This is a genomic window from Burkholderia sp. NFPP32 (genome assembly GCF_900119325.1).
GTDB lineage: Bacteria > Pseudomonadota > Gammaproteobacteria > Burkholderiales > Burkholderiaceae > Burkholderia > Burkholderia pyrrocinia_C.
The window spans coordinates 748,565-763,122 of sequence record NZ_FPJP01000001.1; the positions used below are offsets into that span (position 1 = coordinate 748,565).

Below are 14,558 nucleotides of genomic sequence, written 5' to 3' on the forward strand. Positions count from 1 at the left end.
GGGCAACGGCATTCACGCTGCACTTTAACCGAAAGCGACGGTCGCGCCAGCACATTCCGCACGATCGTGCGCGAATGCGACATTAACTCGACTCGCAGCGCCACGCATCGGCAGGACGGCCGATTTGCGAGGGTCGGATTCGCCTATCGTCAGATCAGACGCCGGGCAGCGTTCGGGCGCAACCGGTAAAATGCCGAACCATGAAACCCGAAATCTGGACCCCGCATGTGACGGTCGCCGCGCTCGTCGAGCACGCCGGCCGCTTTCTCGTGATCGAGGAAGAAACCTCGACGGGCCTGCGCATCAACCAGCCGGCCGGCCATCTCGAGGCAGGCGAAACGCTGGCCGACGCCGTGATCCGCGAGACGCTCGAGGAAACCGCGCACCCGTTCACGCCCGACGCGCTCGTCGGCGTCTATCTCGCGCACTACGACCGCCCCGGCACCGCCGGCGCGACCTACCTGCGCTTCACGTTCTGCGGCACGGCCGGCGAGCCGGTCGCGGGCCACGTGCTCGACGACGGCATCGTCCGCACGCTGTGGATGACCGCCGACGAACTGCGTGCATGCAGCGAGCGCCACCGCTCGCCCGCGGTGATGCGCTGCGTCGACGACTATCTCGCCGGGCGGCGCATTCCGCTCGATTTCGTGCACACGCATTCGGTCGCGCCACGCCCCGAAGTATTCGAACGTCAGGCGGTCAACAAATGAGCAAGCGCCGTGTAGTGGTGGGCATGTCGGGCGGCGTCGATTCGTCGGTGACCGCGTGGCTGCTGAAGGAACAGGGCTACGACGTGGTCGGCCTGTTCATGAAGAACTGGGAAGACGACGACGACGGCGAATACTGCTCGACGCGCCAGGACTGGATCGACGTCGTGTCGGTGGCCGACCTGATCGGCATCGACGTGGAAGCCGTCAACTTCGCGGCGGAGTACAAGGACCGCGTGTTCGCCGAGTTCCTGCGCGAATACTCGGCCGGCCGCACGCCGAACCCCGACGTGCTGTGCAACGCCGAGATCAAGTTCAAGGCGTTCCTCGATCACGCGATGTCGCTCGACGCCGAAATGATCGCGACCGGCCACTACGCGCGCGTGCGCGAGCGCGACGGGCGTTTCGAACTGCTGAAGGCGTTCGATCATACGAAAGACCAGTCGTACTTCCTGCACCGGCTGAACCAGGCGCAACTGTCGAAGACGATGTTCCCGCTCGGCGAGATCCCGAAGACCAAGGTGCGCGAGATCGCCGCGCAGATCGGGCTGCCGAACGCGAAGAAGAAGGATTCGACCGGCATCTGCTTCATCGGCGAACGGCCGTTCCGCGATTTCCTGAACCGCTACCTTCCAACGAAACCGGGCCCGATGAAGACGCCCGACGGCAAGGTCGTCGGCGAGCACATCGGCCTCGCGTTCTACACGTTCGGCCAGCGCAAGGGCATCGGCCTCGGCGGCAGCAAGAGCGGCAGCGGCGAGCCGTGGTTCGTCGCCGCGAAGGACATCGCGTCGAACACGCTGTATGTCGTGCAGGGCCACGATCATCCGTGGCTGCTGTCGCGCCAGCTCGTCGCCGGCAACGTGAGCTGGGTCGCCGGCGAGCCGCCGGCGGAAGGCTTCGCGTGCGGCGCGAAGACGCGCTACCGGCAGGCCGATGCCGCGTGCACGTTCGCGCATGCCGGCGGCGAGCGCTTCTCGCTCGCGTTCGACGACGCGCAATGGGCCGTCACGCCCGGCCAGTCGGCCGTGCTGTACGACGGCGAGATCTGTCTCGGCGGCGGCATCATCGAGTTCGCGGCAACCGGCCAGCCCGGCCAGGCAGCGCCCGCGGAAGGCCACGCACCGGCGCTCGCCGAAGCACGCTGACACCTATTCGGTTTAGACTTGCGGCACGCCGCGCCCGGCGGAACACGATTCCGCCGCGGTCGGCGTGCCGCCGCGCAGCGTACGCATGGCGGCATTTCAAGATTCTTACGGAGTCCCCATGCTTTCACGACGCTATCTGGCGATGTGGTGTGCCGTCCTGCTGCTCGCCGCGACGGCCGCGCTCGCGTCGATCCACGCACTCTCCTGGCTGTGGATCCTGATCCCCGCCGCCCTCGTCGCGCTCGGCCTGTACGACCTGAAGCAGGACCGTCACGCGATCCTGCGCAACTACCCGCTCTGGGGCCACTTCCGCTTCCTGTTCGAGTTCATCCGCCCCGAGATCCGCCAGTACTTCGTCGAGGACGACACCGACGAGAAACCGTTCTCGCGCGCGCAGCGCAGCCTCGTCTACCAGCGCGCGAAGAACGTCGCCGACAATCGCCCGTACGGCACCGAGCTGAACGTGAAGGCCGTCGCGCACGAATGGATCAGCCACTCGCTCGCGCCGACCAAGCTGCCGAACCACGATTTCCGCATCCGCGTCGGCGCGAATCGCGCGCAACCGTACGACATCTCGATCTTCAACATCTCGGCAATGAGCTTCGGCTCGCTGTCCGCGAACGCGATCCGCTCGCTGAACCTCGGCGCGAAGAAAGGCGGTTTCGCGCACGACACCGGCGAAGGCTCGCTGTCGAAGTACCACCGCGAGAACGGCGGCGACATCATCTGGGAAATCGCGTCGGGCTACTTCGGCTGCCGCAACGACGACGGCACGTTCAACCCGGACAAGTTCGCGAAGCAAGCCGCCGATCCGCAGGTCAAGATGATCGAGGTGAAGCTGTCGCAGGGCGCGAAGCCCGGCCACGGCGGCGTGCTGCCGGCCGCGAAGATCACGCCGGAGATCGCCGAGACGCGCGGCGTGCCGATGGGCAAGGACTGCATCTCGCCCGCGACGCACTCGGAATTCTCGACGCCGCGCGGGCTGCTCGAATTCGTCGAGCGGCTGCGCACGCTGTCGGGCGGCAAGCCGACCGGCTTCAAGCTGTGCGTCGGCCATCCGTGGGAATTCTTCGGGATCGCGAAGGCGATGGTCGAAACCGGCATCGTGCCGGACTTCATCGTCGTCGACGGCGCGGAAGGCGGCACGGGCGCGGCGCCGCTCGAATTCACCGACCACGTCGGCGTACCGCTGCAGGAAGGGCTGCTGCTCGTGCACAACACGCTCGTCGGGATCGGCGTGCGCGACCGCGTGAAGATCGGCGCGAGCGGCAAGATCATCACCGCGTTCGACGTCGCGCGCACGCTCGCGATCGGCGCGGACTGGGTGAACTCGGCGCGCGGCTTCATGTTCGCGGTCGGCTGCATCCAGGCGCAGACCTGCCACACGGGCCGCTGCCCGACCGGCGTCGCGACGCAGGACCCGGTGCGCCAGCGCGCGCTCGTCGTGCCCGACAAGGCCGACCGCGTGTACAACTTCCACCGCAATACGCTGCACGCGCTGCAGGAACTCGTGCAGGCGGCCGGCCTCGCGCATCCGTCCGAGCTGCGCGCGCATCACATCGTGCAGCGCATCGCGCCGCACGAGGTCCGGCTGATGTCGCAGTTGCTGAAATACCTGAAGCCTGGCGCGCTGCTCGATGGCAACCATTGCGGCTTCTCGCTGTACGACAAGTGGTGGCCGATTGCGCGCAGCGATTCGTTCACGCTCGGCGAGACCGTCTACGCGTCGATCGAGTGACGCTCGCAACCGCCCCGCTCCGGGCGGCCCGGCAAAAAGAAAAGCGCCCCGCGGGGCGCTTTTATTTCGTCTGCCGAATGTGTGGCTGCGTGGCGTGACTGCGTGACCGGCAGCAGCTCAGTTCTGCGGCAGCGTGTCGGCGAACGATTGCCGCTGCTGCAGCTTCACGAAGTGCTTGTCGAGGTTCGGGTGGCGATCGCGCCAGTTGACCTCGGGCATCCGGAAGTCGAGATAGCCGAGCGCGCAGCCGAGCGCGATGTCGGCCAGCGAGTAATGATTACCGACGCACCACGTCTTGCCGCCGAGACCCTGCGACATCGCGACGAGACCGTCGTCGATCTTGCGCTGCTGGCGCGCGATCCAGCTCGCGCTGCGCTGCACCTCGTCGCGCATCGTGTGCTCGAGACGAATCGCGACCGCCGCGTCGAGCACGCCGTCGCCCAGCGCTTCCCAGCAGCGCACTTCGACGCGCTCGCGACCCGATGGCGGAATCAGCTTGCCAACCGGCGACAGCGTATCGACGTATTCGCAGATCACGCGGGAATCGAACACCGCGGCGCCATCTTCCATCACGAGGCACGGGACCTTGCCGAGCGGATTCGATGCATGAATATCCGTCTCCGGCGCCCACACGTTCTCGAGCTCCAGCTTGTAGTCGATCTTCTTTTCAGCGAGCACGATCCGCGCCTTTCGGACGTACGGGCTGCTGAGCGAACCGATTAATTTCATCATCTGCCTTTTTAAGGGAACCGCCGAGAGTATACGTTGTCGCCGATCATAACCGGCCAGCGTCGCACGGTAGAAAATCGCCCGGCCGGCCTGTGGATGGTTTGCAACAGCCGCCGCCGCGGCCCTTCCGGCGCGGCTTCCCGCCCCTCTCTCACGCGCCGCGTCCCGCGGCGCTACAATCGCACGATGAATGCGCCCCACGATACCGCCATCGCCGTCGACGTCTACCGCCAGCGCCGTGAACGCGTGCTTGCCGCACTGCGCGCCGCCGGCGGCGGCGTCGCCATCGTCCCCACCGCGCCGGAACTGCTGCGCAACCGCGATACGGCCTACCCGTACCGGTACGACAGCTACTTCCACTACCTGACGGGCTTCACCGAACCGGATGCCGTGCTCGTGCTGAACGCGGCCGCGCCGCACGGCGCGCCGGAGTCGATCCTGTTTTGCCGCGGCAAGAACGTCGACCGCGAGATCTGGGAAGGCTTCCACTACGGGCCCGAAGCCGCGCGCGATGCGTTCGGCTTCGACGCGGCGTTCGCGGTCGACGTGATCGACACCGAGATGCCGCGCCTGCTCGCCGATGCGGGCACCGTGCACTACCGGTTCGGCGCGTCGGCCGACTTCGACCGGCAGCTCGCGGGCTGGCTCGACGCGGTGCGCGCGCTCGCGCGCTCGGGCGTCGCCGCGCCGGACGCGATGCTCGACCTCACGCCGCTCGTCGACGACATGCGGCTCGTGAAGGATGAACACGAACTCGCGATCATGATGCGCGCCGCGCACATCTCCGCGCTCGCGCACCGCCGCGCGATGCAGGCGTGCCGCCCCGGCATCCGCGAATACGAACTCGAGGCCGAGCTGCTGTATACGTTCCGCAAGCACGGCGCGCAGGCACCCGCGTATGGCTCGATCGTCGCGGCCGGCGCGAACGCGTGCGTGCTGCACTACCCGGCCGGCAACGCGGCCGCGCAGGACGGCGACCTGATCCTGATCGACGCCGCGTGCGAACTCGACGGCTACGCATCGGACATCACGCGCACGTTCCCGGCCAACGGGCGCTTCTCGCCCGCGCAGCGCGCGCTGTACGACATCGTGCTCGCCGCGCAGCAGGCCGCGATCGATGCGACGCGCGCGGGCGTGCCGTTCGAGGCGCCGCACGATGCGGCCGTGCGCGTGCTCGCGCAGGGGCTGCTCGATACCGGCATCATCCCGAAAGCGCGCTTCTCGAACGTTGACGACGTGATCGCCGAGCGCGCGTACACGCGCTTCTACATGCACCGCACGGGCCACTGGATCGGCATGGACGTGCATGACTGCGGCGACTACCGCGAGCGGCTCGCCGAGCGCGACGGCAACGGCGCGCTGCCGTGGCGCACGCTGAAGCCCGGCATGACGCTGACGGTCGAGCCCGGCCTGTATGTGCGCGCAGCCGACGACGTGCCGCCCGAGTACTGGAACATCGGCATCCGCATCGAGGACGACGCAATCGTGCGCGAGCACGGCTGCGAGCTGATCACGCGCGGCGTGCCTGTCGACGCCGCCGAGATCGAAGCGCTGATGCGCGCGGGCGCATGACCGGCCGCTGCCGACCGTTACCTCCGTTTCACGAATCAAGATGACGACCGCCTCCTCCCCGGCCACACCGGATTACGACCTCGCCATCGTCGGCGCGGGCCCCGTCGGGCTCGCGCTCGCCGGCTGGCTCGCGCGCCGCAGCGCAACGCAGCACGCGTCGATCGCGCTGATCGATGCGCGCGAACCGGCCGCGAGCGCGAACGACCCGCGCGCGATCGCCGTCTCGCACGGCAGCCGAGTGCTGCTCGACACGCTCGCGTGGCCTGCCGACGCAACGCCGATCGAACATATCCACGTATCGCAGCGCGGCCATTTCGGCCGCACGCTGATCGATCGCGACGAGCACGACCTCGCCGCACTCGGTTATGTCGTGCGCTACGGCTCGCTCGTGCAGGCGCTCGCGGACGCCGTGCGCGGCGCACGCGTCGACTGGCTCACGTCGACCACCGCGCGCGCGCCGCGACAGGACGCCGACGGCGTCACGCTGACGCTCGACGGCCCGCAGGGCGAGCGCACGCTGCGCGCGCGCATCGTCATCAACGCCGAAGGCGGGCTGTTCCACGAACAGCACGCCGACGCCGGCAAGCATCGCCGCGACTACGGGCAGACCGCGCTCGTCGGCACGGTCACGGTATCGGCGCCGCGCCCGAACGTCGCATGGGAACGCTTCACGCACGAAGGCCCGCTCGCGCTGCTGCCGCTCGGCGGGCCGCGCCAGGCCGACTACGCGCTCGTCTGGTGCTGCACGCCCGACGAAGCGGCACGCCGCGCGGCGCTGCCCGACGACGCGTTCCTGCGCGAGCTCGGCAGCGCGTTCGGCGAACGCATGGGCCAGTTCGTCGCGATCGCGGGCCGCGCGTCGTTCCCGCTCGGGCTGAACGCCGCGCAAACGCTCGTCAGCGGCCGCGTCGCAATCGTCGGCAATGCCGCGCAAACCCTGCACCCCGTCGCGGGCCAGGGGCTCAACCTCGGGCTGCGCGATGCGCATACGCTCGTCGACGCGCTGTCCGCACAAGGCTTCGATGCGACCGCACTTGCGACCTTCAACGCACGCCGCGCGCTCGACCGGCGCTTCACGATCGGCGCGACCGACACGCTGGCACGCCTGTTTACGATCGACACGGGCCCGCTCCCGCTGCTGCGCGGCGCCGCGCTCACCGCACTCGAATTCGTGCCGCCGCTCAAGAAGGCGATCGCGCGCCAGATGATGTTCGGCCAGCGCAACTGACGCTCGGGCGTACCGTGCGGCGCGCACAGCCGGTCCGCACAAACCGGGTCAAATCGGCGGGGCATGGGAATACGGTAAAATGCGCGTTTTCCCTCCGCCCTTTTCATGCCCGCGCCGGTCGCGGGCGGTGCCATTGCGATGCCCGTTATCGGCTCTCACGTATTGCGTAACAACCTGTTCGTCGCCCCGATGGCCGGGGTGACGGATCGTCCGTTCCGCCAGCTGTGCAAGCGGCTGGGGGCCGGTTACGCCGTGTCCGAGATGGTCGCGTCCAACGCGCAGCTGTGGAAAAGCGCGAAGACGATGCGGCGCGCGAACCACGAAGGCGAAGTGGAGCCGATCGCGGTTCAGATCGCCGGCGCCGATCCGGCGATGATGGCCGAAGCGGCCCGCTACAACGTCGACAACGGCGCGCAGATCATCGACATCAACATGGGCTGCCCGGCGAAGAAGGTCTGCAACGTCGCGGCCGGTTCCGCGCTGCTGCAGAACGAGCCGCTCGTGCAGCGGATCGTCGAGGCCGTCGTCGCTGCGGTCGGCACGGGGCCCGATGCGGTGCCCGTCACGCTGAAGATCCGCACCGGCTGGGATCGCGAGCACAAGAACGCGATCGCGGTCGCGCGCCTGGCCGAAGCCGCCGGCATCTCGATGCTCACCGTGCATGGCCGCACGCGCGCCGACCTGTACCGCGGCGACGCGGAATACGACACCATCGCGGCCGTGAAGGCGGCCGTGCGGATTCCGGTCGTCGCGAACGGCGACATCACGTCGCCCGCAAAAGCGAAGGCCGTGCTCGATGCAACGGGCGCCGACGCATTGATGATCGGTCGTGCCGCGCAAGGACGGCCGTGGCTGTTCCGCGAAATCGATCATTTCCTGCAAACCGGCGAGCTGCTGCCCCCGCCGTTGATCGACGAGATCCAGCACGTGATGAACGAACACCTGGAAGACCACTACGCTTTCTATGGTGAATTCACGGGAGTCCGTACTGCGCGCAAGCACATCGGCTGGTACACTCGCGGCCTTTCCGGTGCCAACGGGTTCCGGCACAGGATGAACACGCTCGATTCCTCCCGCGAGCAGCTCGCCGCCGTCAATGCATTCTTCGAGGCGCAAAAAGCGCTGTCGGACCATCTCGTCTACGTCGATGACGAAGAGGAAAACGGCCAGGGCGAGTCGGACGACCATAACCAGTTAGCAGCATGAGCAAGCACAACATCGAACAATGTGTCCGCGAGAGCCTGGACGTGTATTTCCGGGATCTAGACGGCTCCAATCCGCACGACGTCTACGAAATGGTGATGTCCTGCGTCGAAAAGCCGATGCTCGAGGTCGTGCTCGTACAGGCAGGCGGCAACCAGTCGCTCGCCGCGGAGTACCTCGGCATCAATCGCAATACGCTGCGCAAGAAGCTGCAGCAGCACGGCCTGCTGTAGTCGGCCGTCCCGTCCCCGTTTCCCTGGCTATTGGTGGTTCCATCATGATCAAGCAAGCGCTCATTTCCGTTTCCGACAAGACCGGCATCGTCGACTTCGCGAAGTCGCTGTCCGACCTCGGCGTCAAGCTGCTGTCGACGGGCGGCACCGCGAAACTGCTCGCCGACGCGGGCCTGCCCGTTACCGAAGTGGCCGACTACACGGGCTTTCCGGAAATGCTCGATGGGCGCGTGAAGACGCTCCACCCGAAGGTGCACGGCGGCATCCTCGCGCGCCGCGACCTGCCCGAGCACATGCAGGCGCTGGAACAGCACGGCATCCCGACGATCGACCTGCTCGTCGTGAACCTCTATCCGTTCGTCGCGACGATCGCGAAGGACGACTGCACGCTCGCCGACGCGATCGAGAACATCGACATCGGCGGCCCGACGATGCTGCGCTCCGCTGCGAAGAACCACCGCGACGTGACGGTCGTCGTCGATCCGGCCGATTACGCGGTCGTGCTCGATGAAATGAAGGCGAACGGCAACACGGTCGGCTACCCGACCAACTTCCGCCTCGCGACGAAGGTGTTCGCGCATACCGCGCAATACGACGGCGCGATCACGAACTACCTGACGAGCCTGACCGACGAGCTGAAGCACGCGTCGCGCAATGCGTACCCGGCGACGCTGAACATGGCGTTCGACAAGGTGCAGGACCTGCGCTACGGCGAAAACCCGCACCAGAGCGCGGCGTTCTACCGCGATATCTCGACGCCGGCCGGCGCGCTCGCGAACTACCGCCAGCTGCAGGGCAAGGAACTGTCGTACAACAACATCGCGGATTCGGACGCGGCGTGGGAATGCGTGAAGACGTTCGACGCGCCGGCCTGCGTGATCATCAAGCATGCGAACCCGTGCGGCGTCGCGGTCGGCAACGACTCGGCCGACGCGTACGCGAAGGCGTTCCAGACCGACCCGACCTCCGCGTTCGGCGGCATCATCGCGTTCAACCGCGAAGTCGACGAAGCGGCCGCACAGGCAGTCGCGAAGCAGTTCGTCGAAGTGCTGATCGCGCCGTCGTTCTCCGACGCCGCGAAGCAGGTGTTCGCCGCGAAGCAGAACGTGCGCCTGCTCGAAATCGCATTGGGCGACGGCCATAACGCATTCGACCTGAAGCGCGTGGGCGGCGGCCTGCTCGTGCAGTCGCTCGATTCGAAGAACGTGCAGCCGCACGAGTTGCGCGTGGTGACGAAGCGCCACCCGACGCCGAAGGAAATGGACGACCTGCTGTTCGCGTGGCGAGTCGCGAAGTACGTGAAGTCGAACGCGATCGTGTTCTGCGGCAACGGCATGACGCTCGGCGTCGGCGCAGGCCAGATGAGCCGCGTCGATTCCGCGCGCATCGCGAGCATCAAGGCGCAGAACGCGGGCCTGACGCTGGCCGGTTCGGCCGTCGCGTCCGATGCGTTCTTCCCGTTCCGCGACGGCCTCGACGTCGTCGTGGCGGCCGGCGCGACCTGCGTGATCCAGCCGGGCGGCTCGGTGCGCGACGACGAAGTGATCGCGGCAGCCGACGAGCACAACATCGCGATGATCCTGACGGGCGTGCGCCACTTCCGTCACTGATCGCATGCGGCCCGCGCGGCCGTTGCACGAAAACCCGGCGGCGTCGCACCCGCCGGGTTTTTTATTGCGCGGCGCCGGCGCGCGCGACCTTGCGGCCGGCTCGCCGCACCATTCGTTGTAGTATCGCTGCATCACGCCTCTCTCCTCACTCATGCGAATTCTCGGCATCGACCCCGGCCTGCGCGTCACCGGCTTCGGCGTCATCGACGTCAGCGGCCACCGGCTCGCCTATGTCACGAGCGGCGTGATCCGCACGCCGACGGCCGACCTGGCCACCCGGCTCGGCACGATCTTCCAGGGCGTGTCGACGATCGTGCGCGAACATGCGCCCGACCAGGCCGCGATCGAAAAGGTGTTCGTCAACGTGAACCCGCAGTCGACGCTGCTGCTCGGCCAGGCACGCGGCGCCGCGATCTGCGGCCTCGTCGCGGGCGGGCTGCCGGTCGCCGAATACACGGCGCTGCAGCTCAAGCAGGCCGTGGTGGGCTACGGCCGCGCGACCAAGACGCAGATGCAGGAAATGGTCACGCGGCTGCTCAACCTCTCCGGACAACCGGGCTCCGACGCGGCCGACGCGCTCGGCATGGCGATCTGCCATGCGCACGGCGGCAACACGCTCAGCACGCTCGGCGGCCTTGCGCCGGCGCTCGCGAAGAAAGGGCTGCGCGTGCGGCGCGGGCGGCTGGTCGGCTGATGCCGGCGCGCGCCATCGCCCGGCACACCGGACCGACTGTCTTGCCCGTGCGCGGCGCACACGCGACACGCACCGCATCGGCCTGACGGCCAAGCCCATCGGCATTGCGCCGCGCGTGCGCTACACTCGCGCTTTCTTCCTCGCATCCCGCCATCCATGATCGGTCGCATCGCCGGCATCCTGCTCGAAAAGAACCCGCCTCACCTGCTCGTCGACTGCAACGGCGTCGGCTACGAAATCGACGTGCCGATGAGCACCTTCTACAACCTGCCGCAGACGGGCGAGCGCGTCGTGCTGCTCACGCAGCAGATCGTCCGCGAGGACGCGCACCTGCTGTACGGCTTCCTGACGCCGCAGGAGCGCACGACCTTCCGCGAGCTGCTGAAGATCACCGGCATCGGCGCACGCATGGCGCTCGCCGTGCTGTCCGGCATGAGCGTGCAGGAGCTCGCGCAGGCCGTGACGATGCAGGACGCCGCACGCCTCACGCGCCTGCCCGGCATCGGCAAGAAGACGGCCGAGCGCCTGCTGCTCGAGCTGAAGGGCAAGCTCGGCGCCGACCTCGGCGCACTCGCCGGCGCCGCGTCGGCATCCGACCATGCGACCGACATCCTCAACGCGCTGCTCGCGCTCGGCTACTCCGAAAAGGAGGGCCTCGCCGCGATCAAGAACGTGCCGGCCGGCACCGGCGTGTCCGAAGGCATCAAGCTCGCGCTGAAGGCGCTGTCGAAGGCGTAACGCCCGCGAGAACCGACTGTCGGACGCAGTGTCGCGCCGCCGCGCGGCGCGCGCCAGTCGGCCGTCCGGCCAGTTCGGACCGCGAGCGGCGCGCGGTACAATGGCCGCATGATTGAAACCGACAAACTCGCCACCGAGCAGCGGATCATCGCCGCCACGCCCACCTCGTCGCACGAGGAGGTGTTCGAACGCGCGCTGCGGCCGCGCCAGCTCGACGACTACGTCGGCCAGGAAAAGGTGCGCGGCCAGCTCGAGATCTTCATCGAAGCCGCCAAGCGCCGCTCCGAGCCGCTCGACCACGTGCTGCTGTTCGGGCCGCCGGGTCTCGGCAAGACCACGCTCGCGCACATCATCGCGCGCGAGATGGGCGTGAACCTGCGGCAGACGTCGGGCCCGGTGCTCGAGCGCGCGGGCGATCTCGCCGCACTGCTGACGAACCTCGAAGCGAACGACGTGCTGTTCATCGACGAGATCCACCGGCTGTCGCCGGTCGTCGAGGAAATCCTGTATCCGGCACTCGAGGATTACCAGATCGACATCATGATCGGCGAAGGTCCGGCCGCGCGCAGCGTGAAGCTCGACCTGCAGCCGTTCACGCTGGTCGGTGCGACCACCCGCGCGGGGATGCTGACCAACCCGCTGCGCGACCGTTTCGGGATTGTCTCGCGCCTCGAGTTCTACGACGCCGATCAGCTGTCGCGCATCGTGCGGCGCTCGGCGTCGCTGCTGAACGCGCAGATCGATCCGAACGGCGCGCTGGAAATCGCGAAGCGCTCGCGCGGCACGCCGCGGATCGCGAACCGGCTGCTGCGCCGCGTGCGCGACTTCGCGGAAGTGAAGGCCGACGGCCAGATCACCGCGGCGGTGGCCGATGCCGCGCTCGCGATGCTCGACGTCGATCCGGTCGGCTTCGACCTGATGGACCGCAAGCTGCTCGAAGCGATCCTGTACAAGTTCGACGGCGGCCCGGTCGGCATCGACAACCTGGCAGCCGCGATCGGCGAGGAACGCGACACGATCGAGGACGTGCTCGAGCCGTACCTGATCCAGCAGGGCTTCCTGCAGCGCACGCCGCGCGGGCGTGTCGCGACGCTGCTCACATATCGCCACTTCGGGCTCTCCGCGCCCGACGCCGGCAGCACCGAACGCGGCATGTGGGATACGCCCGCCGGGAAGTAACCGGCCGCCCGAGCCACGCCAGCCATGACGACGCCGCCTAGCCGCCACCCCGCCGCACCCGCACCGGGCCCGCGCTGGGCCGAGCCGATCCGCAAGCGCCTCGTGGCCGGCATCACGCACCTGACCGCGGGCGGCGGCGGCCCGACGCTCGATCTCTCTTCGCCGCCCGGCGATCCCGGGCTGTTTGGCCCCGACGCCGTCTGCTGGCGCGTGCATGCCGACTTCACGTCGATGATGACGGGCGGCATCGCCGCGCTGCTGCTGCAGGCGCTCCATCCGCTCGCGCTCGCGGGCGTCTGGGATCACTCGTCGTTTCGCACCGACATCCTCGGCCGCTTGCGGCGCACCGCCACGTTCATCACCGGCACGACGTTCGGCAGTCGCGCGGACGCGCTCGCACTGATCGAGCGCGTGAAAACGATCCACTCGCGCGTATCGGGTACCGCGCCCGACGGTCGGCCGTACCGCGCCGACGATCCGGCGTTGCTGACCTGGGTGCATATCGCGGAAGTATCGAGCTTCCTCGCCGCGCATCTGTGCTACGTGAATCCGGCGCTGTCGGGAGAATTGCAGGACCGCTATTACGCCGAAACGGCGTTGGTCGCCGAACTGCTCGGCGCGCACGAGGTGCCTCGTTCGCGCGCCGAGGTCGCCGCGTATCTCGCGCGCATGCAGCCCGAACTCGAGGCCGGGCCGCATACCTTCGACGTGATGGCCATCCTGCTGAATGTCCCGGTCGCGAAGCCCGCGCTGCGGCCGGCCGCGTCGCTGATGATGCATGCCGGGATCGACCTGCTGCCGCCGTGGGCGCAGCGCATGCTCCGCGTGTCGACGTTCGCGCCGTTGCGGCGCGCGGTGGTCCGGCCCGGCGTACGGGCCGTCGCACCCGTGCTGCGCTGGGCGCTCGTCAACGGCGCGTCGAAGCGTGCGCGCCGTCGCGCGACCGCGCCCCCGCCCGACGGCGCACCTTCCGCCTGACGATTCGCCTCTTCAGATCATTTCAATTTACCGTCGAATACCTGTGCAAGCTGACGGGCTTGCACCGGCGCACGGTCGCACGTGCTGCCCGTTCCGCCCTTCAGGGGAATCCCGGCCGCGTGCTCAGAGCACCTTGCGATAGCCGTCGTCGTCGCTGTCGGCGTCCAGGTGCGACACGTCGGCCCACTGCACGACCTGCGCGCGGCCATCCACGTAATCGACGACGTTGATGCTCGTATTGAGCAGTTGGTAGTTGCGCGGCGCCGACAGATCGAGACCGTTCGCAAAACGATACACGCAATCGAGCACGCCGCCATGCGCGACGCATGCGATCCGGCCGCCCGGATGCGCGGCGACGATCGGCTCGAGCGCATGCAGCACGCGGTGATAGAACGCGCGCTGCGACTCGCCGCCCTCCGGCGCGAAGCCCGGATCGCGCGTCTGCCAGGCCGCATACGCGTCCGGAAACAGCGCCTCGATCTCGGTGCTGTCGTGCCCCTGGAATGCGCCGTACGAACGCTCGCGCAACCCGTCCCGCAACTGCAGCGGCAGCCCGAGCGAATCGGCAAAGGGTTGCGCGGTCTGCTGCGCGCGCATCAGGTCGCTCGAATAGACCGCGTCGAGCCGCGCACCCTCGCGCGCCTCTCGCTCGAGCCGCGCGGCCAGTCGCTGCGCCTGCGCGAGCCCCGAATCGGCCAGCGGGATGTCGATATGCCCCTGGATGCGCTTGATGCGGTTCCAGGCCGTCTCGCCATGGCGGATGAAAAGAATCTGCGTGGTGGCCATCGCGGCGCGTCTCCG

Annotated in this window: 14 protein-coding genes; 12 read left to right on the plus strand and 2 right to left on the minus strand. The window is 68.1% G+C overall.

Annotation, left to right across the window (positions count from 1 at the left end; translation table 11 throughout):
* The first annotated feature begins 200 nt into the window (after window positions 1-200).
* The 3 genes from BT264_RS03530 (at window position 201) to BT264_RS03540 (ending at window position 3,593) form a co-directional block, all read left to right on the plus strand.
* Window positions 201-710: an NUDIX hydrolase gene (locus BT264_RS03530; protein ID WP_072436305.1), complete on the plus strand. Its 510-nt coding sequence runs from the start codon at window positions 201-203 to the stop codon at window positions 708-710.
* On the plus strand, window positions 707-1,855 hold the full coding sequence (mnmA, locus tag BT264_RS03535) for a tRNA 2-thiouridine(34) synthase MnmA (RefSeq protein ID WP_072436306.1): 1,149 nt from the start codon (window positions 707-709) through the stop codon (window positions 1,853-1,855). Before BT264_RS03530 ends, mnmA begins: the two co-directional genes overlap by 4 nt.
* A gap of 118 nt (window positions 1,856-1,973) precedes the next feature.
* On the plus strand, window positions 1,974-3,593 hold the full coding sequence (locus BT264_RS03540) for an FMN-binding glutamate synthase family protein (RefSeq protein ID WP_072436307.1): 1,620 nt from the start codon (window positions 1,974-1,976) through the stop codon (window positions 3,591-3,593).
* A gap of 117 nt (window positions 3,594-3,710) precedes the next feature.
* Here BT264_RS03540 and BT264_RS03545 read toward each other — a convergent pair whose 3' ends face one another.
* A complete protein-coding gene (locus BT264_RS03545; protein ID WP_072436308.1) occupies window positions 3,711-4,325 on the minus strand; it encodes a glutathione S-transferase family protein in 615 nt (204 codons plus the stop codon).
* Window positions 4,326-4,508: 183 nt separating this feature from the next.
* On the opposite strand from BT264_RS03545, the gene BT264_RS03550 reads away from it, so the two are divergent.
* The 9 genes from BT264_RS03550 (at window position 4,509) to BT264_RS03590 (ending at window position 13,757) form a co-directional block, all read left to right on the plus strand.
* A complete protein-coding gene (locus tag BT264_RS03550; protein WP_072436309.1) occupies window positions 4,509-5,894 on the plus strand; it encodes an aminopeptidase P N-terminal domain-containing protein in 1,386 nt (461 codons plus the stop codon).
* A gap of 40 nt (window positions 5,895-5,934) precedes the next feature.
* Window positions 5,935-7,122, plus strand: a complete 1,188-nt coding sequence (locus BT264_RS03555; protein WP_072436310.1) for a UbiH/UbiF/VisC/COQ6 family ubiquinone biosynthesis hydroxylase — start codon at window positions 5,935-5,937, stop codon at window positions 7,120-7,122.
* Between the two features lie 138 nt (window positions 7,123-7,260).
* Window positions 7,261-8,328, plus strand: coding sequence for a tRNA dihydrouridine synthase DusB (dusB, locus tag BT264_RS03560; RefSeq protein WP_072436440.1), 1,068 nt, complete (start codon window positions 7,261-7,263; stop codon window positions 8,326-8,328).
* A complete protein-coding gene (locus tag BT264_RS03565; protein WP_006476892.1) occupies window positions 8,325-8,558 on the plus strand; it encodes a Fis family transcriptional regulator in 234 nt (77 codons plus the stop codon). The genes dusB and BT264_RS03565 overlap by 4 nt, the downstream gene beginning before the upstream one ends.
* A gap of 44 nt (window positions 8,559-8,602) precedes the next feature.
* Window positions 8,603-10,168 carry a bifunctional phosphoribosylaminoimidazolecarboxamide formyltransferase/IMP cyclohydrolase gene (gene purH / locus BT264_RS03570; RefSeq protein ID WP_034182747.1) on the plus strand — a complete coding sequence of 522 codons (1,566 nt, stop codon included), beginning with the start codon at window positions 8,603-8,605 and terminating at the stop codon, window positions 10,166-10,168.
* Window positions 10,169-10,319: 151 nt separating this feature from the next.
* Window positions 10,320-10,862, plus strand: a complete 543-nt coding sequence (ruvC, locus tag BT264_RS03575; protein WP_034182746.1) for a crossover junction endodeoxyribonuclease RuvC — start codon at window positions 10,320-10,322, stop codon at window positions 10,860-10,862.
* A gap of 156 nt (window positions 10,863-11,018) precedes the next feature.
* Window positions 11,019-11,600: a Holliday junction branch migration protein RuvA gene (gene ruvA / locus BT264_RS03580; protein WP_006401679.1), complete on the plus strand. Its 582-nt coding sequence runs from the start codon at window positions 11,019-11,021 to the stop codon at window positions 11,598-11,600.
* Window positions 11,601-11,708: 108 nt separating this feature from the next.
* Window positions 11,709-12,779 (plus strand): Holliday junction branch migration DNA helicase RuvB, encoded by a 1,071-nt coding sequence (gene ruvB / locus BT264_RS03585; RefSeq protein WP_034182744.1) that lies wholly within the window; start codon window positions 11,709-11,711, stop codon window positions 12,777-12,779.
* A 24-nt stretch (window positions 12,780-12,803) separates the two neighbouring features.
* A complete protein-coding gene (locus tag BT264_RS03590; protein ID WP_072436311.1) occupies window positions 12,804-13,757 on the plus strand; it encodes an oxygenase MpaB family protein in 954 nt (317 codons plus the stop codon).
* Between the two features lie 123 nt (window positions 13,758-13,880).
* Here BT264_RS03590 and BT264_RS03595 read toward each other — a convergent pair whose 3' ends face one another.
* Window positions 13,881-14,543, minus strand: a complete 663-nt coding sequence (locus BT264_RS03595) for a histidine phosphatase family protein (protein WP_072436312.1) — start codon at window positions 14,541-14,543, stop codon at window positions 13,881-13,883.
* Window positions 14,544-14,558: the final 15 nt, after the last annotated feature.

Bases quoted from the DNA above. Each gene is read 5' to 3' on its own strand.
- BT264_RS03590 (WP_072436311.1), top strand. From the start codon at position 12,804: ATGACGACGCCGCCTAGCCGCCACCCCGCCGCACCCGCACCGGGCCCG.
- BT264_RS03550 (WP_072436309.1), top strand. From the start codon at position 4,509: ATGAATGCGCCCCACGATACCGCCATCGCCGTCGACGTCTACCGCCAG.
- BT264_RS03530 (WP_072436305.1), top strand. From the start codon at position 201: ATGAAACCCGAAATCTGGACCCCGCATGTGACGGTCGCCGCGCTCGTC.
- ruvA (WP_006401679.1), top strand. From the start codon at position 11,019: ATGATCGGTCGCATCGCCGGCATCCTGCTCGAAAAGAACCCGCCTCAC.
- BT264_RS03595 (WP_072436312.1), bottom strand. From the start codon at position 14,543: ATGGCCACCACGCAGATTCTTTTCATCCGCCATGGCGAGACGGCCTGG.
- BT264_RS03555 (WP_072436310.1), top strand. From the start codon at position 5,935: ATGACGACCGCCTCCTCCCCGGCCACACCGGATTACGACCTCGCCATC.
- ruvB (WP_034182744.1), top strand. From the start codon at position 11,709: ATGATTGAAACCGACAAACTCGCCACCGAGCAGCGGATCATCGCCGCC.
- dusB (WP_072436440.1), top strand. From the start codon at position 7,261: ATGCCCGTTATCGGCTCTCACGTATTGCGTAACAACCTGTTCGTCGCC.
- BT264_RS03545 (WP_072436308.1), bottom strand. From the start codon at position 4,325: ATGATGAAATTAATCGGTTCGCTCAGCAGCCCGTACGTCCGAAAGGCG.
- purH (WP_034182747.1), top strand. From the start codon at position 8,603: ATGATCAAGCAAGCGCTCATTTCCGTTTCCGACAAGACCGGCATCGTC.
- BT264_RS03540 (WP_072436307.1), top strand. From the start codon at position 1,974: ATGCTTTCACGACGCTATCTGGCGATGTGGTGTGCCGTCCTGCTGCTC.
- mnmA (WP_072436306.1), top strand. From the start codon at position 707: ATGAGCAAGCGCCGTGTAGTGGTGGGCATGTCGGGCGGCGTCGATTCG.
- ruvC (WP_034182746.1), top strand. From the start codon at position 10,320: ATGCGAATTCTCGGCATCGACCCCGGCCTGCGCGTCACCGGCTTCGGC.
- BT264_RS03565 (WP_006476892.1), top strand. From the start codon at position 8,325: ATGAGCAAGCACAACATCGAACAATGTGTCCGCGAGAGCCTGGACGTG.